Annotated in this window: 19 protein-coding genes and 2 pseudogenes; 18 read left to right on the top strand and 3 right to left on the bottom strand. The window is 54.7% G+C overall.

What is annotated here, in order from left to right; genetic code table 11:
* The first annotated feature begins 10 nt into the window (after positions 1-10).
* On the top strand, positions 11-223 hold the full coding sequence (locus ECL_RS14015) for a hypothetical protein (protein WP_013097403.1): 213 nt from the start codon (positions 11-13) through the stop codon (positions 221-223).
* Here ECL_RS14015 and ECL_RS14010 read toward each other — a convergent pair.
* From ECL_RS14010 to ECL_RS14000, 3 genes and pseudogenes are all read right to left on the bottom strand, one after another.
* Positions 197-520, bottom strand: a complete 324-nt coding sequence (locus ECL_RS14010; RefSeq protein WP_044158755.1) for an Ogr/Delta-like zinc finger protein — start codon at positions 518-520, stop codon at positions 197-199. The genes ECL_RS14015 and ECL_RS14010 overlap by 27 nt on opposite strands.
* Positions 517-1,568, bottom strand: a pseudogene (locus ECL_RS14005) (phage portal protein). Before ECL_RS14005 ends, ECL_RS14010 begins: the two are co-directional and overlap by 4 nt.
* Positions 1,565-3,340 (bottom strand): terminase large subunit domain-containing protein, encoded by a 1,776-nt coding sequence (locus ECL_RS14000; protein ID WP_013097400.1) that lies wholly within the window; start codon positions 3,338-3,340, stop codon positions 1,565-1,567. Before ECL_RS14000 ends, ECL_RS14005 begins: the two are co-directional and overlap by 4 nt.
* A 172-nt stretch (positions 3,341-3,512) precedes the next feature.
* Between ECL_RS14000 and ECL_RS13995 the strand changes: the two genes are divergently transcribed.
* The 17 genes and pseudogenes from ECL_RS13995 to ECL_RS13920 all read left to right on the top strand — a co-directional run bounded on the left by ECL_RS13995 (position 3,513) and on the right by ECL_RS13920 (position 15,404).
* Positions 3,513-4,307 carry a GPO family capsid scaffolding protein gene (locus ECL_RS13995; protein WP_013097399.1) on the top strand — a complete coding sequence of 265 codons (795 nt, stop codon included), beginning with the start codon at positions 3,513-3,515 and terminating at the stop codon, positions 4,305-4,307.
* Positions 4,308-4,366: 59 nt separating this feature from the next.
* Positions 4,367-5,389, top strand: coding sequence for a phage major capsid protein, P2 family (locus tag ECL_RS13990; RefSeq protein ID WP_013097398.1), 1,023 nt, complete (start codon positions 4,367-4,369; stop codon positions 5,387-5,389).
* 3 nt (positions 5,390-5,392) lie between these two features.
* A complete protein-coding gene (gpM, locus tag ECL_RS13985; RefSeq protein WP_013097397.1) occupies positions 5,393-6,094 on the top strand; it encodes a phage terminase small subunit in 702 nt (233 codons plus the stop codon).
* A gap of 98 nt (positions 6,095-6,192) precedes the next feature.
* Positions 6,193-6,645 (top strand): head completion/stabilization protein, encoded by a 453-nt coding sequence (locus ECL_RS13980; protein WP_013097396.1) that lies wholly within the window; start codon positions 6,193-6,195, stop codon positions 6,643-6,645.
* A complete protein-coding gene (locus tag ECL_RS13975; RefSeq protein WP_013097395.1) occupies positions 6,642-7,148 on the top strand; it encodes a phage tail protein in 507 nt (168 codons plus the stop codon). Before ECL_RS13980 ends, ECL_RS13975 begins: the two co-directional genes overlap by 4 nt.
* A complete protein-coding gene (locus ECL_RS13970; protein WP_013097394.1) occupies positions 7,145-7,852 on the top strand; it encodes a hypothetical protein in 708 nt (235 codons plus the stop codon). The genes ECL_RS13975 and ECL_RS13970 overlap by 4 nt, the downstream gene beginning before the upstream one ends.
* Positions 7,849-8,976 carry a DUF2586 domain-containing protein gene (locus tag ECL_RS13965; RefSeq protein ID WP_013097393.1) on the top strand — a complete coding sequence of 376 codons (1,128 nt, stop codon included), beginning with the start codon at positions 7,849-7,851 and terminating at the stop codon, positions 8,974-8,976. The genes ECL_RS13970 and ECL_RS13965 overlap by 4 nt, the downstream gene beginning before the upstream one ends.
* On the top strand, positions 8,973-9,428 hold the full coding sequence (locus tag ECL_RS13960; protein WP_013097392.1) for a phage protein: 456 nt from the start codon (positions 8,973-8,975) through the stop codon (positions 9,426-9,428). The genes ECL_RS13965 and ECL_RS13960 overlap by 4 nt, the downstream gene beginning before the upstream one ends.
* A 9-nt stretch (positions 9,429-9,437) precedes the next feature.
* Entirely contained in the window at positions 9,438-9,734 is a 297-nt protein-coding gene (locus tag ECL_RS13955) for a phage holin family protein (protein ID WP_013097391.1), read from the top strand.
* Positions 9,731-10,072, top strand: coding sequence for a M15 family metallopeptidase (locus ECL_RS13950; RefSeq protein ID WP_013097390.1), 342 nt, complete (start codon positions 9,731-9,733; stop codon positions 10,070-10,072). The genes ECL_RS13955 and ECL_RS13950 overlap by 4 nt, the downstream gene beginning before the upstream one ends.
* Complete coding sequence (locus ECL_RS13945) at positions 10,072-10,440, top strand: hypothetical protein (RefSeq protein WP_013097389.1); 369 nt, start codon at positions 10,072-10,074, stop codon at positions 10,438-10,440. The genes ECL_RS13950 and ECL_RS13945 overlap by 1 nt, the downstream gene beginning before the upstream one ends.
* Positions 10,441-10,559: 119 nt before the next feature.
* Positions 10,560-10,820, top strand: coding sequence for a putative phage tail assembly chaperone (locus tag ECL_RS13940; RefSeq protein WP_013097388.1), 261 nt, complete (start codon positions 10,560-10,562; stop codon positions 10,818-10,820).
* Positions 10,817-11,011 (top strand): DUF6890 family protein, encoded by a 195-nt coding sequence (locus tag ECL_RS28015; protein ID WP_412525012.1) that lies wholly within the window; start codon positions 10,817-10,819, stop codon positions 11,009-11,011. Before ECL_RS13940 ends, ECL_RS28015 begins: the two co-directional genes overlap by 4 nt.
* A pseudogene (locus ECL_RS13935) lies at positions 11,008-13,317 on the top strand (phage tail tape measure protein). The gene ECL_RS28015 and the pseudogene ECL_RS13935 overlap by 4 nt, the downstream one beginning before the upstream one ends.
* Positions 13,314-13,643 carry a DUF2590 family protein gene (locus ECL_RS13930; protein ID WP_013097386.1) on the top strand — a complete coding sequence of 110 codons (330 nt, stop codon included), beginning with the start codon at positions 13,314-13,316 and terminating at the stop codon, positions 13,641-13,643. The pseudogene ECL_RS13935 and the gene ECL_RS13930 overlap by 4 nt, the downstream one beginning before the upstream one ends.
* Positions 13,640-14,824 carry a baseplate J/gp47 family protein gene (locus ECL_RS13925; protein WP_013097385.1) on the top strand — a complete coding sequence of 395 codons (1,185 nt, stop codon included), beginning with the start codon at positions 13,640-13,642 and terminating at the stop codon, positions 14,822-14,824. The genes ECL_RS13930 and ECL_RS13925 overlap by 4 nt, the downstream gene beginning before the upstream one ends.
* Positions 14,817-15,404: a hypothetical protein gene (locus ECL_RS13920; RefSeq protein WP_013097384.1), complete on the top strand. Its 588-nt coding sequence runs from the start codon at positions 14,817-14,819 to the stop codon at positions 15,402-15,404. The genes ECL_RS13925 and ECL_RS13920 overlap by 8 nt, the downstream gene beginning before the upstream one ends.
* Positions 15,405-15,408: the final 4 nt, after the last annotated feature.

Raw genomic sequence — 15,408 nt, 5'->3', positions numbered from 1 at the left:
GGAGGATACTGTGCAGGATTTATTTTTTGAAACCGTTGCCTTTCAACGGATCGCTTTAGTTGCAAAACTTATGGCAACCGCTGACTGTTCTGAAGATGAAAAGGATGTGGCGCTGGCCTGGCTTGGAGAGATGACGCAGGAACTGGGAAGGAAGCTGGATCAGTATGAAAAAAAACACCCCCATAATGGGGGCGATTCAGGCGGCAGGGGCGGCTTTCAGTAAATCCAGAGCCATTTGCTTCTGATTGGGTGACAGATTTTTTAATAAGGTTTGTACCAGAGCGTCACCCGTTTTAGCGCTGGGGCTGAGAGTGTGGGAAAACGTCAAATTCATAACAAAAGTGTGCCCACACTCCACATCTGCGCATGCGCAGTAAATATCTGCAATCTGGCGGTGCTTTCGGTTAGTTTTGCGAATCACAGCCTTAGAGCCGCACTCCGGACATTCAATTTTCAGGACTCTCATATTCCATTCTCCGGCTGTCAAATAATGCCTGGATTTTAGCCTTTTTTGACTCATGCTGCACCCTTCACCGTTGTTTCTTCAGTAAAATTCAAATGCAGGTGGCGCGGAATTTCCGGATCGCTGTTGATGGCCATCGCCAGGCGGCGCTGAATGGGCAGCACTTCATTCTTTTTGTAGGTGCGCTCAATCTTTTCCGGGTCGCCCAGCCCGGCAGTATTCTGCGGAACAATACCTGCAAGCCCGGCCGGAAAGCGGTGCGCGTTCAGAATGTCCTGGGCGCTGATGTTCTTCACGCTCGCAAATTCATCCTTGGCCGAAATGTCCCCCATCTCAATAAACTTGATCGCGTCACCGTCGCCGCCAGGGATGTTTACCAGGATGGTGGAGAAGTTGCCGATCCCCTTGCTGTCCCGCAGCTGCTGTTCAATCTCCTCCTCCATTTCGTCCGTCATGCTGGGGTCACGGGTATACAGAATGCCGCCCGTGTGTGCGCCGTTGTGGTAGTAGCGACGGCGAAAAATAACTGCCTCACTGTTCAGCAGGGCAGAATGAACGCCGCCGATGTAGTCCGGCAGACCATAGATGTGCTGCTGCGGGTCGTACATCTTGATGAAAATGATATCGTCAGGCGGGAATGCCAGCGGCTCGCCTTCCTGTAAAACCACGTAATCCCCTGGCACAGTCTCCGCGTTTTCTCTCTCCTTTCGTCGGCGGAGGTAAAGCCCCGGCAGCGGCTGAAGCCCGATCACGTCTCCCCAGCCATTACGGATTTTGGCCACAGCGATATCACCAAAGGTCAGGTAATCAAAAACAGCCGCCTCCAGCTCGTCGAACGTCAGGCCGCCGCCCTGATAGTCCGCCGTCACCATGTTTTTACGGGCGTGGATAATCCCGCCGTGCTGGCCATTCAGGTTGATAAGCTGCGCCAGCGCCAGGCGGTCAATCGGCTGGGTGTAGTGGTCGGCGGCGTTGTCGTACCAGATTTCCCGGTAATCGGTTCCGGTTGTCAGTACCGGTTCTGGCTTACCGAAGCTGATAATGCTCATTTTTTTGATTTGTCGCCGCGTTGCTCGCGTTTCACAAAGCGTTTCTTTTTGGTCATGCTGCCTGTTTCCTTACACCCCAGCGGGATTTTGGTTTGTTTTCGTAGTTAAGTGGCTCGTTATGCAGGGCGTGGGTGATTGCCCAGAATGCCTCTGCGTGGCCAGTGTCCTGGCTGCGGTCTGCAACAAAGGTCATGGCGTTACCGCTGTTTGTGGTCGTGCGCCTTACTGACATGAAGCTGGCGGGGATTTCCTTCAGATTTTTGTCCCACTCGATACGCTGGCTTTCCACCACGTCCGCGGCCTTCAGTACCAGCTGGTTTTTTGTGTTCATGTCGTAGCGAATCGGAACAACAACCTTCATGGCAAAGTGCTGGATGTTGTCAAACACCCCCTGGCCGATCCCGGTTACGTCCACGCCCAGATAAGTGAAGTTGTACTGGTCGAAAAGCTTTTCGATCTGCTTTGCCTGGTAGCGGAAGTTCATGCCCTTCCAGTAAATCACCTTCAGCACACGGAATTTTTCCACGGCAAACATCGGCGGGGCGACGATAACGAAACACGACAAATCGCCGCTGCGTGCCGGGTCAAAGCCGCCCCATACTGGCCTGTCCCCAAATGGCCGTTTTGCGTCCGGGTCGTGATCCTGCCAAGTGTCCATCTCCACGCCGCACGCTTCCAGGTCGGAAAAACTGAAAACGGAATCCTTGCTGTCCACGAATACGCACATGTAAAGCATGTCGAACGTGGCGGTGTTGTAGCGGTTGCGCAGCTTCTCGATGTTGGCCAGATTGAAGCCACCCGCAATGGCATCTTCCATGGTGATGACATAGCGCCACTGACCATCCGGACAGAGCCGGCCACCGTCCCGCATTTCATCGAACAGCGGAAATTTGATGGCCGCGCGTTTCCTGCTGCCCTGTTTCCACTCTTCACCCGTCCAGAACGGATACGCCTGGTGTGTTTTGGCCGATGGCGTGGAAAAGTAGGTGGTGCGCCATTTGTCATGGGTGGCCATCGCACTGGCCACTTCATTGAGTTTTGCGAAGTTGGGCACCCAAAAATATTCATCACAGTAAAGATGGCCACTGTATGACTGGGCGGTGTTTTTGTTGGTCGACAGAAAACGCAGTTCTGCGCCGTTACTTAAGCGGATCGGGTTCCCGGTCAGCGTGATACCGAAATACTGTTCGGCAATGTTGACGATGTAAGACCGGAACACCTCCGCCTGGGCTTTGGACGCGGACAGGAAGATTTGCGGATCGCCCGTCATTACCGCGTTTTCGAACGCCTCAAACGCAAAGTACCAGGTTGCACCGATCTGGCGACTTTTCAGGATGTTCCTGACCAGCTGGCCAATATTGCGGCGCAGGTGTTTCTGATATTCGAAAAGATGTTCTTCCGCCCAGGTGTCAAAATCCTCCTGAGTCAGAGACGAAATATCGTTTTTCTTGTACTTGCGTTTGCCGCGCGGTTCATCCTCGCTATCCCCTCGCGCAGCTGGCTGACGTTCCCCCTGGCTGGAGGCCAGCTTTTCTTTATGCTTATTGCTCTGGGCGCGCAGCTTTGTGGCGTGAGCAATAAGCAAATCCATTTCTTTTAAATCCAGATCCGTTTTATTGTCGCGGGATGCTAACAGCTGGTAACGGCGCTCAATTGCCTCCTCTGTGCTTTCGAAACTGAGCAGGTCAGCCCATCTATATTTCTCCGCCCAGTAGTAAACGATCCGCGCATTCGGCAGATTTAATTCTGATGCAATTTCTTTAGGCGTGTAGCGGCGCAGGTAAAGTGCGCGGACAACGCCTCTTAATTCGTCTGAGTATTTAGCCATAGATTTAATTATGCCGTGGTGCTGATGAAAAAACGGCGGGGTTAATTCGGGGCTGTTCGGTAATGACTTATAACCGAACTGTTCAGAATAAAGCGTAATGCGGGGATGTGTTTAATTAGCAATAATCAACTCCACAGCAAGGGAAACAGTTAATCGACAGAGGGGGAAATATGTGTCGCATTTAAAAACTGGCTGGCTGTGTGTTGCTACTGAAGGCGATACGGTTGATGGACGGGTGCTGGAACGGCAATGGATTATCGACATGGCCGAAACCTATGATCCTAACCATTACGCCGCATTGATATGGCCAGAGCATGACGATTCATGTGGAAACTTCGGCGAAGTGCTGGAGGCGATGTGGCAGGACGGTGATGATGGGCTGGCGCGGCTGTATGTCAGTCTGTGCCCGAATAAACGCCTGATTTACGCAAACGACGAAGGCCAGCTGCTGTATTTCTCCGTAGAGCCGGAGCTGAACTGGCGCGGAGGGGATCGTACATATCTGATGGGGCTGGCAGTAACAGACCATCCGGCCAGTGTAGGTACAACACGATTGCGTTTTAGTCGGCGCAAATTAAATAAACAGGGATATTACAGTTGTGTGATTTCCCGTAACGGTAAAATTACGCAGGAAGGGAAGATGAAAAACTGGCAGAAATTGTTTGGTATTAAGCCGAAGTTTGAAGATGAAAATTCGCAGGACGATCCACCTGCTGATGATAAATTGCAGGCGCTGGCGAGCGCTCTGAACGATCTGGAAGCGCGTGTGGGTAAACTTGAAACCCAGCTTAATTCCGTGCAGGACGATGTTGATACTATTACCGAAGTAGTGGATACGGAGGAGTTTTCCGTTATCCGTGATAACGCCAAAGAAATTGTTACCCGATTTAACGAACTGGGCAATAAAGGTGGTCAGCGTAAACAGCGTCAGGTTCCGTCTAAATCCGGAAAATTTAGTTACCTGTAATTAACCGCAACGCGAATAAGCAAAACAATTTTATTATCGCTTAATTGCGAGGGAGTCTTATGTTACTGAATAACCGTGCGCGGGATTTACTGGATAATTATACGGCGGGTATGGCGCAGCATTTTGGCACGCAAAACCCTGGCCGTTATTTTTCGCTAAATGACCCGCAGGAAACAGCGCTGCGTCTGGCCATGCTGGAGTCCGTGGAGTTTCTGAACTGGATCACCACGCTGGACGTTGACCAGTTGAGTGGCCAGGTCGTCAACGTGGGCGCGTCTGTTCTCCATACCGGGCGCAGCGAAACAGGCCGTTTTGTCCGTCAGGTAGGGGTTGACGGCAATACTTACTCGCTGGTTGAGACTGACAGCTGCGCGGCGCTGCGCTGGGATCTGCTTTCCGTCTGGGCGAACGCCGGGAAGGAAGAAAACGAGTTTTACAACCTGGTGCAGACCTTCAGCACCCAGGCGTTTGCCATGGATATGCTGCGTATCGGCTTCAACGGTACACACCGCGCCAAAACCACAGACCCTAAAGCCAACCCAAATGGTGAAGATGTCAACATTGGCTGGCATGAAATCATGAAAACGATGCTGGACGGCAAGCAAATCATGACCGATCCGGTGGTGCTCGATCAGGCGGGTGATTACAAATCGCTGGATGCGATGGCCTCCGATCTGATTAACGCAAAAATCCCGGCACAGTTCCGCAATGACCCGCGCCTGGTGGTGCTGGTAGGTGCTGACCTGGTGGCCGCTGAACAGTACCGACTGTTCCAGGCTGCTGACCGCCCAACGGAGAAAATCGCGGCGCAGATGCTGGGCAACACAATTGCTGGCCGTAAGGCGATTATCCCGCCGTTCATGCCGGGCAAACGCATGGTGGTTACGCCGCTTTCTAACCTGCACATCTACACCCAGCGCAACACGCGCCAGCGTAAAGCGCGCTTTGAAGATGATCGCAAACAGTTCGAAAACAGCTATCTGCGTAATGAAGGCTACGCGATTGAAGAGCCGGAGCTGTACGCGGCGATTGATGAAAATGCCGTGACCATCGGCAAGCCGTCAGAGCCAGTGGAGGGTTAATCAATGTCTCTTTCACCCGCGCAGCGTCATAACCAGCGCATTGCGATGGAACAAAAGCTGAAGCAGAGCCTGGCCGTTGGCACCACGGAAAGCATGCATCTGCTGATTAAGGCGCTGGAAACAGACGTGGAACAGGTGCGGAGCCTGCCGCTGATTGCTGATCGTATTGAGCATAAGCGCAATGTTCTGCTGCCGAAATGGGTTCCGACAGTGGAAGCGTATCTGGCCAGCGGCCAGGTGTATGCCAATCCGGTTCTGGCGTGGTGCGTGATCTGGCTGTTTGACGTGGGCGATCTGGATAAGGCGCTGGAATGGGCAGATATCGCTATTACTCAGCAACAGGCCACACCGGAACGGCTGCGCAGCAATTTTCCAACGTTCGTGGCCGATACGATGCTGGCCTGGGCGGAGGAGTCTGCGGGGCGCGGGGAAAGCATTGAACCGTATTTTTCACGCACGTTTGAGAACGTGGCCACCCGGTGGCGGCTGCATGAGCAGGTGACAGCGAAATGGTACAAGTTCGCCGGGTTGCAGCTGCTGCGCGGTGAGGATGGCCAGAAAACAGCTGCGGGTGTGGACGATGTGGAAACACTTCAGAAAGCCGATCAGCTGCTGGCCACCGCAGAACAGTATTACCTGAAAATCGGCGTTAAAACGCAGCGGCAGACCATCGCCGCACGTATCCGAAAACTGACGCAGGGTTAAAGACTACCGCAAGCCAGGCGGGCGCGGTGGAGGGCAGAAACACTATGTGAAGCTGCGCCGTGGAAACCGGACAGCCCGCCTATTTTTTCGGGGGAGCCATGTTTAGTGGAAAGCCGCTTGATTATCAGGACGAGCCGCTAAAAAACGAAGGATTCTGGCCAGACCTGAACCTGAAGGACTTTCAGGCACAGCGAGCGATCCCGGCTGATGTTGAGGCGGACACCGCTGCCCAGGCGCTGCTTGTGGCCGTGGCGGAGGTGAATGCGGAGCTGGAAAAAGTGGAAGCCAGCTGGAAGGCAAAAGGGGTTCTGAGCGCAGGGGACGCGCCGGGGGCACGGATGGGGGAGTTAAACGCCCTCTGTGCGCAGTACATGAAGGCGGTTTTTGCCAGGGCAAAAGCTGACCTGTTGGGGGAGTTTGCCACCGTTGGGCGGCGTGACTCTCACCCTGGCCAGGAAAGCACGGAAACCCGCGCCGGATTGCTGGCAGAGGCGTCAGTTGTGATCCGCCGCATGAAGGGGTTGAAAAGGGCAACGGTGAAGAAGGTATGAACCAGACACAGCTTGAAAACCTGACGGCGTTCTTTACCAGCAACGTGCCAGCCCGTGCGATGAAGGCTTTTGGCAGCGTCGTGGATGAAATGGAGTTCGTACCGGCTGCAAAGGATTTGGGGCTGGGGCAGTACCGCCAGGCGGTGATCCGCTATGACGCGGTACTGAGCTGGGAGCGTTTCCCGTATCGCCTGTGCCCGCCGCAGCTGCTTATGTCGCTGATGGCTGCCTGGCTCGATGAGGCAGACAGGGAACTGCTGGAGGAAATCGGGGTAACGGAGGCCGATCCGCAGTGGGATGTGTCGGTGGCCGATGAAGAAACCGCCGATATTGTCCTGACGGTTCCCATGGCGGAAGAGCTGGTGATCCGCGAGGACGAAAAGGGATTAATCCCCTGGCAGGGAAAGCGCTGGTCTCTGGTTGAGCCGGAGATCTGGACGGCGCTGACGGCAACGGTTTACGGCGTGGATGAATCCGGGGCGCCTGTGGGCGATGCGTCGTGATTGCCGGAGGGGAGCTTAACAAGCGCCAGCTGGCGGAGCTGAAAAAGGCGCTGGCCAGCATGGAGCTGCCACCCAAAAAACGGCAGCGGCTGCTGTGGCGAATGGCGAAATATGGCGTTATTGCCGCCGCCAAACGCAACGTGCGGAACCAGGAAACGCCGGACGGGGAAGGCTGGGAAGGGCGCAAAACGAAGCGCAAAGGCAAGATGCTGCGCAATATGCCGAAACTGCTGCATATCCGGGAGATGCCTGAAATTCAGGCCGTGCGGATTTACTTGCAGGGTGGCGGATACCGGAACGGGGAAACGCCTGTACCCGCTGGCACCGTGGGGTATTCGCAGCAGAACGGTATGCGCGTTCGTGTGAGTCGTGCCAGCCAGCCAGGGAAGGCACAGGCGGGAAAGACGGCCACCGCTGCGCAGGGAAAAAAACTGCGTGCGCTGGGCTACCGGGTGCGCAGGGGGAAGCGCTGGAAAAAGCCCACTATCCGGGAAATAACCAGCGAAATGCCATACGCACAGGCGGGATTGCTAATCAGGAAGTTAAGCGGCAAGGCCGTAAAAACGAGCTGGACTATCGATCTCCCTTCCCGCGTATTTCTGGGGATGGGTGATGAAGACTTTAACAAGGCGCTGGCACGCCAGCTTCAGGCCATCGGCTTTGGCTGGGATGTGAATGCGCAGGATATCAGGGGGAGAACATGACCTGGCCAAATGTGACCGTTAACCAGGTAAACCAGCTACTGGGTGAAACCAATGAGGTGGAACGCACGGTGCTGTTTATCGGTACGGGAACCAAAAATACAGGCAAGACCCTGGCTGTAAACACCCAGAGCGATTTTGATGAGCTTCTGGGTGAGGCTGACAGCCAGTTAAAGCGGGATGTGCTGGCGGCAGTGTCGAATGCTGGCCAGAACTGGTGGGGGTTCGTCCATGTGCTGGCCGCTGACAGCGAGCCGGATGCGTGGGTTAAAGCGGTGCTGGCCGCACAGGTGTCGTGCTCTGTTGAAGGCGTGGTGCTGTGCAATGACATTTCCACAAAGGCGGAGATTAACCAGGCCATTACGCTGCGTGCGGATCTGATCGCTAAATACGGCCGCTGGGTGTGGTTCATTCTGGCCACACAGGGAATGCAGGATGAAGAGGGACAGGCGGATTACCTTGCGCGTATGTCCACCCTTCAGGACGGCATTGCGGAAAAAGCGGTGCAGCTGGTTCCCCGGCTATGGGGAAATGAACCGGGCGTGCTGGCTGGCCGTCTGTGCAGCCGTGCCGTCACCGTGGCGGACAGCCCGGCACGTGTGAAAACGGGGGCGCTGGTCAGTCTGGGCAGCGATGAATTGCCGCTGGATGGCACAGGGGCGGTGCTGGAACTGGCCACGCTTCAGGCTCTGGAGGCGCAGCGCTTCAGCGTGCCGATGTGGTATCCGGACTATGACGGGTTCTACTGGTCAGACGGCCGCACGCTGGACGTGGAAGGGGGCGATTATCAGTCCATCGAAACGCTGCGCGTGGCAGATAAAGCCGCACGCCGGGTGCGTCTGCTGGCCATTGGCAAAATTGCAGACCGTTCGCTTAACAGCACGCCGGGCAGTATTGCCGCACACCAGACGCTGTTTGCGAAGCCGCTGCGTGAAATGTCCACGGCAGCAAACATCAACGGGGTTTCATTCCCCGGCGAAGTGAAGCCGCCGCAGGATGGTGATGTGACCATTGTCTGGAAAAATAAAAAGGCGGTGGAAATTTACATTGTGGTGCGCACCTGGGAAGTGCCGCTGCAAATCACCATTAGTCTGTTACTGGATGCCAGCCTGGAGGCCGCCGCATGAGTAAGCGTATTTCGGGAATGTCGTTTGATACTTACGTTGACGGCGATCTGATCCACATCGAGAAAATTTCTCTCGATATCACGGACAACAGCGCCGCCGCGCAGACCCGTGGCGTGCCGGATGGCCACGTTGACGGTGATGTGGCCGCAGAGGGTGAAATTGAAGTCAGTTCCAAAGTGCTGAGTGTGCTGACGGCAAAAGCACGTTCGGCGGGTTCCTGGCGCGGTATTGAGCCAGTGGATTTTCTCTTCTATGCCAAAGCGGGTAGCGAGGAAGTCAAGGTGGAGACGTTCGGCTGCAAACTTCAGTTGAGTAACCTGCTGGATGTTGATCCAAAGGGTGGCAGCGTGGCCACGCACAAAATCAAATATTTTGTGACCAGTCCAAAGTTCGTAAACATCAACGGCGTTCCGTATCTGGAAGCGGAAGCCACGGAAAACCTGATCGGGTAAGGGGCAGGGATGCAGGAGTATGAAAAGGGGTTTATTGCGCTGGCGTTGATGGGAGCGATGATTGCCCTGGGGAAGTTGCTGAACAGCAATGAAACGATAACACCCCGCCTGGTTCTGGGGCGCGTCATTGTCGGCGGCGGGCTGTCTCTTATTGCCGGAGTGGCGTTGTATTTCGTGCCGGATATTCATCCGCTGGCCTTGCTGGGATTCGGTTCCGTTCTGGGTATTGCGGGGCAACATGTAGTTGAAGCGTGGCTGCGCAAAATGGGCTTTACGGGGATTTTTGGTAAAGGAGATACAAAGTGACACTGAGCGAAAAACAGCAGCTGTTTACCGTGATGGTGGCCAATCTGATCCACTGGGCTGAAGAGCACGGCTATCGCCTGACGTTTGGCGAGGCGTACCGCACGCCGGAACAGGCCGCGCTGAATGCTAAAAAGGGCAGCGGTATCACCAACAGTCTGCATACCCAGCGCCTGGCCGTGGATTTTAATCTGTTCGTGAATGGCCAGTACAAAACCAATACGGCCGATTATCTCCCGCTGGGTGAATACTGGGAATCGCTGGGCGGTACGTGGGGAGGCCGCTTTAAATCCCGTCCGGACGGCAATCACTTCAGCCTGGAACATAACGGGGTGCGCTGATGACAAACGGCCAGTGGCTGGTTGTGGTTGCGCTGGCGTTTGTCTGGGGCTGGCTGACCGCTGACTGGCGGCGTGACAGTCTGGAGCTGGCGATCAACTCCGCCGCGCAGGTTGCGGGTAACAAGTCCCAAAAGGCGATGCTGGAGATTGCCAGCGAATCCGCCAGAGAGCTGGAAGATAAACTGGAGGCGCTGGAGAGTGGCAGACCGAAGGAAATCAGGACGGAAATTCTTAAGCCGGTTTTCACTAACGTTTGCGTGTCTGATGATTTTATCCGGATGTATAACGCAACCGTCGAAAATACCGAGCGTACCTTATCAGGAAAACCTGAAGCGAAAATGCCCAACGGAAAATCTTCCGCGCATTAAAGGTAATACCGGGGCGGATATTGCTGCCCCAGCTATTGAATATCAGGATTTATATTCTGTGTGTGCAGCACGTCATAACGCGCTGATTGATGAAATAAACAAACGAGAGAGTGTATTAAATGGAGCAGAAAATTAATCTGGTTGTATGTGGTAAAGAAATTGTTTTCGCACCTAACCAGACAGCCTATAACAAATTCATCAATGAAATGGCGATGGATAACAAGGTTGCCCCGGCGCATAACTATTTAACCCGTATTGTGGAGCCGGAAAGTAAAGATGCGCTGGCCGAGCTTTTAAAACGTCCCGGTGCAGCGTTGCAGCTGGCTGGCAAGGTAAATGAGATTTACGCGCCAGAGCTGGAAATTGAAGTAAAAAACTGACAAAGCGAGTCCGGGCTATTGAAAGAAACGGACTCGATCAGTATTTAATTTTACGCCGCTACTATTTACCCCACGGGGAAGATTCCATTGACGATATCGCCGCAGCTGTCTGGCTGGATAATCGCCAGTGGGAAAATATGCGTATTGCTGTTGCAAACGGAATAAGCACTGCTTTTAAAGGCGATGAATGAAACAGTTAGATTTTACATTAAGCCTGATCGATAAATTGTCCCGCCCGTTAAAACAGGTGCAGAACAATGTGACCGGCTTTGCGGAAAAATCGACGGCAGCGTTTACGAAGATTGGCGGCGGCGTGCTGGCGCTGGCCGGAACGGGCATGGCCATCAAAGGCGCGCTGTCTCCGGCCATTGAAATGTATGACGCGCTGAATGAGGCGGCCGCAAAAGGTATCGACGATTCTGCGCTTAAAACTGTCCAGCGTGACGCGCTGACGTTCAGCGCCACATACGGAGCCAGCGCGGTGCAGTTTGTTCAGTCCACTGAATCAATCAATGCGGCCATCGCCGGGCTGACAGGGAATGAACTGCCGAAAGTGACCAAAGTCGCCAACGTCCTGGCGTTTGCCATGAAATCAACCGCGGCGGAAACGTCGGAGTTTATGGGGCAAATGTTCGGTAACTTTGCCTCTGATGCCGCACGCCTGGGCAAAGTGCAGTTTGCTGAACAGCTGGCCGGAAAGATGGTTTACATGCGCAAGACGTTCGGCGCGGAAATGGCCACGATCAAAGACCTGATGGAAGGCGCGCGCGGCGTGGGGACAAACTACGGTGTCGGGCTGGATGAACAGCTGGCCGTGCTGGGGCAACTGAGCCGCACGCTGGGAACGGAAGCTAGCAGCGCCTACGAAGGCTTTATGACGGGCGCGATCGATGGCGCTAAAAAGCTGGGGCTGTCCTTCACTGACGCTACCGGAAAAATGCTGTCCATGCCTGAAATGCTGGCGAAGCTACAGGGCAAATATGACAAGAGCCTGGAAGGGAACCTGAAGGCACAGGCGGAGCTGGATGAAGCCTTTGGGGATAGTTCAGCGGTGGTTAAGCAGCTGTATGGCAACGTGGCGCTGCTTCAGCGGAATATTACCGAGCTGGGCGGCGCTGACGGGCTGAAGCGTACCCAGGAAATGGCGGCCAGAATGGTGAAACCGTGGGATCGCTTTATTGCCATCCTGCGGCCATTAAACCGTCATTGGCCTGACGCTGATCCCGGTGCTGTATCCGCTGCTGAATCGCCTTGCAGATATGGGGCAGACCTTTGCCCGGTGGATGCAGCTGTTTCCCAACATCGCGCGTGTGGTGGGGTATGCCGCGCTGGCACTGCTGAGTTTGCCGCCGTGGGAGCCATCGCCAATATTGTGATGGGTGTTCACGCGTTTGTGATGATGGGTGTTACCAGGGTGCTGGCACCAGTGGCCAGACTCCTGGGGCTTAACCGCCTGGCAATGCTCGCCAGTAACGCCGTGACGCAGCTGTTTACTGCCGGATTGCGTCGTTTACGTGCCACCCTGCTGGCAGCAAGTATTGCCGCCCGTGTGGGTTCTGCCTCGTTTTTACTGATGATTGCCCCGATTGCGGCCGTTGCCCTGGCGATAGCTGGCGTGGTGCTGGCGGTCATTAAGTTCTGGCAACCGATAAAGGCGTTCGTCAGCGGTTTTATCAGTGGTTTCAGCCAGGCCAGTGGCGCACTGACTCCGTTTAAAGGGCTGTTCAGCGGTATCGCCACGGCGGTGGGCTGGGTCTGGAACGGCGTAAAAACGCTGTTTGGCTGGTTTGGCAACCTGCTTTCCCCGGTGCAAATGACAGGGGAGAAACTGGCTGGCGTGACCAGCGCGGGGGAAACCTTTGGCCGTGTCGTGGCGGGTGCGGTTGGCCTGGTTATGACTCCATTTGAGCTGGTTTATCGTTCCATTCAGACGGTCATCGAGATGTTCGGGATCGTGACTGAGGGCTGGGGTGATGTGGTTAACGCCTTTGATATTAATTCCCCTGTCGCGTCCTTTGAAAAAATGGCCAGCGTGATCGGTGGCGTTTTCGGGAAATTGTGGGACACCCTGAAAGGTTCATTTACCGGAACGTACAACTGGATTATTGAAAAGCTGAATAAAATTCCGGGCGTGGATATTGCCCTGGCTGCTGATTCAGGTTCGGGAGCAAATAAGGGAATACCCTTCAATCCTAAACAGGTTGAACAGGCCGCGATTGCATCACCTGAAATAAAACAGGTTGAGTATGGCGGGAATATCACGCAGCAGTTAACGCAAAACACGTTATTACCGGAGCCGCCGCCAGCAATTGCCCCCAGTGTGCTGTTAACAGGTGGGGAGCTTAAAGGCGTTGAGCGCGGCGGGATCAGTAAAACCATAAACAGCAATTCTAAATCTGTTACGGACAACAGCCGCAAAATTGACACGGTGAATATCTATCCGAAAGAAACGCTTTCACCGGGACAGTTGCAGGAGTGGCAGGAGCTAAACCCATGAGTGATTTGCTTTACCTCGATCTGCTGATTGAAAACGGTAACTTTGTTCTGAATACCGGAAAAGAGCCTGAGCTGTGTAATAACCGCAAAAGTATTGGGCAAGACATTATTCACAGCATTATTGAAAGCGGTCTGGCCACGCAACTGGTTGGCGAACGTAGCCCGACTTTACGCGCAGATATCTTCACGCAGCTGGAACTGCTGATTGAAGAGGATGAACGCATTGTGCCGGGTACAGTGGATGTGAGCGAGGAAAGCCAGAAGCGGTTATGGGTGACCGCGAGCACGTATGACTTTGGCGGAATATCAGCACAGGTGGAGCTATGACGGAAAAGCCGCAGGTTGATTTTGAAGAGGTGGTGAAGTCCAGTGGGATGCCCGTAACGGAAGAGGCGGTGCGCGCTCGTTTCAACGCCATCGCTGCGCAGGAAGGGCTAATCACTAACACGTCGCGTATGTCCCCGTTCTGGCGGCTCATTACCGCCATTGTGACCGCGCCAGTGATGTGGCTGAAGGATGCGCTGGTTTCGGTGGTCATGACCAATATGTTTGTGGCCACGGCGGGTGGGCAGATGCTGCGTCTGCTGGCCTGGGCGGTGAACGTCACGGCTAAACCTGCCAGCGCTGCGGAAGGTGTGATCCGCTTTTACAAGGAAGATTCAAAACAGGCCGTCACCGTGACCGCGGGAACGGTAGTCCAGACCGAAAGGATTAACGGCAAAGTTTACGCCATGGCCACTGTGGCCGATGTGGTGATCCCGTCCGGAACGGCAAGCGCTTTACTTGCCGTTAAAGCCACCGGAACGGGCGGGGCGTACAACCTTGCGCCGGGCTATTACCGCATTTTGCCCGTGGCCGTGGACGGTATCAGCCATGTGGCCAGTGAGGAGGACTGGCTGACCGTGCCGGGCGCGGATGAAGAAAGCGATGACGAGCTGCGCGAGCGCTGCCGGAACCAATTCAACCTGGTGGGGAACTACCACACGGACGCGGTTTACCGTTCGATGATTGCGAGCGTGGCCGGACTGAGTATTGACCGGATTTTCTTTCTGCATGATGCGCCCCGTGGTCCGGGTACAGCGAACGCCTATCTGTTGCTGGATAGCGGGGTCACGTCTGAGCCGTTTATTGAAGCAGTTAATGACTACATCAATAGGCAAGGGCACCACGGCCACGGGGACGATATGCAGTGTTTTGCCATGCCGGAAACCCGCCACGATCTGAGCGTGACGGTATACGTCAGGAACCTGAACAACCTTGAAGCGGAACAGCAGGACACGCTGAAGAAAGGGATTGAAAACCTGATCCGCTGCGCCTTCAGGGAAAACACGGATTATGACGTGAAAAAAACATGGCCATATTCCCGCTTTTCGTTTTCGCAGCTGGGGCGCGAGGTGCATAAAACCTTCCCGGATTCGGATTCCATAGAGTTTTCGCTGAAGGATATCACCAGCGATCTGAGCGTGCCGCGCCTTAACTCCTTAACGGTGAGCCTGAAAGATGACTGATTTGCTCAAAAAACTGGCCAGCATGTCGCTGCCGTCCTGGATGAATAAAGGCGAGCCACTGGCTTTGTTGCGCACGGCGCGGACGTACTGGGCTGAGGTGTACAGCTGGATCACGTGGCCATTACGGCAGTTTGATCCGCTGACCTGCATAGAACCGGTACTCAATTTAATCGCGTATGACCGTGACATAAGCCGTTTCAGTGGCGAACCGCTGAGCCTGTACCGCAAGCGCGTGGCGTATGCCTTCATTAATGCGCGTGATGCGGGTTCTGTTGAGGGGTTCATCAACATCTTTTCACGGCTGGGGATTGGTTACGTGGAGCTGGTAGAACGCCAGCCGAACATTGACTGGGACGTGATCATGGTGCGCGTCACGGACAGCCAGGTTGCGGACAACACGCAGCTGATGATTCAGATAATCCGGCAGTACGGGCGAACCTGCCGCCGTTATCAGTTTGAAGTGATCACGTCTGAAAGCCTGGCCATCCGGGCGGGATGGGATCAGGGGGAATATGTGGTTTATCCGGCACGTCTGAACAGCACGGAAGCCAGCGGCGCAACGTTTAGCGCGAGTTTATAGGGAG

The organism is Enterobacter cloacae subsp. cloacae ATCC 13047 (assembly GCF_000025565.1).
Taxonomy (GTDB): Bacteria; Pseudomonadota; Gammaproteobacteria; order Enterobacterales; family Enterobacteriaceae; genus Enterobacter; species Enterobacter cloacae.
Note: the sequence above shows the minus strand (reverse complement) of the source record. Positions and strands in the feature narration are given on the sequence as shown.

Excerpts from the sequence above, each read along its gene's own strand:
- ECL_RS13955 (WP_013097391.1), top strand. The coding sequence starts at position 9,438 with ATGCAGGAGTATGAAAAGGGGTTTATTGCGCTGGCGTTGATGGGAGCG.
- ECL_RS14010 (WP_044158755.1), bottom strand. The coding sequence starts at position 520 with ATGAGTCAAAAAAGGCTAAAATCCAGGCATTATTTGACAGCCGGAGAA.
- gpM (WP_013097397.1), top strand. The coding sequence starts at position 5,393 with ATGTCTCTTTCACCCGCGCAGCGTCATAACCAGCGCATTGCGATGGAA.
- ECL_RS13930 (WP_013097386.1), top strand. The coding sequence starts at position 13,314 with ATGAGTGATTTGCTTTACCTCGATCTGCTGATTGAAAACGGTAACTTT.
- ECL_RS13965 (WP_013097393.1), top strand. The coding sequence starts at position 7,849 with ATGACCTGGCCAAATGTGACCGTTAACCAGGTAAACCAGCTACTGGGT.
- ECL_RS13975 (WP_013097395.1), top strand. The coding sequence starts at position 6,642 with ATGAACCAGACACAGCTTGAAAACCTGACGGCGTTCTTTACCAGCAAC.
- ECL_RS13940 (WP_013097388.1), top strand. The coding sequence starts at position 10,560 with ATGGAGCAGAAAATTAATCTGGTTGTATGTGGTAAAGAAATTGTTTTC.
- ECL_RS13990 (WP_013097398.1), top strand. The coding sequence starts at position 4,367 with ATGTTACTGAATAACCGTGCGCGGGATTTACTGGATAATTATACGGCG.
- ECL_RS13925 (WP_013097385.1), top strand. The coding sequence starts at position 13,640 with ATGACGGAAAAGCCGCAGGTTGATTTTGAAGAGGTGGTGAAGTCCAGT.
- ECL_RS14000 (WP_013097400.1), bottom strand. The coding sequence starts at position 3,340 with ATGGCTAAATACTCAGACGAATTAAGAGGCGTTGTCCGCGCACTTTAC.
- ECL_RS13980 (WP_013097396.1), top strand. The coding sequence starts at position 6,193 with ATGTTTAGTGGAAAGCCGCTTGATTATCAGGACGAGCCGCTAAAAAAC.
- ECL_RS13960 (WP_013097392.1), top strand. The coding sequence starts at position 8,973 with ATGAGTAAGCGTATTTCGGGAATGTCGTTTGATACTTACGTTGACGGC.
- ECL_RS13945 (WP_013097389.1), top strand. The coding sequence starts at position 10,072 with ATGACAAACGGCCAGTGGCTGGTTGTGGTTGCGCTGGCGTTTGTCTGG.
- ECL_RS13920 (WP_013097384.1), top strand. The coding sequence starts at position 14,817 with ATGACTGATTTGCTCAAAAAACTGGCCAGCATGTCGCTGCCGTCCTGG.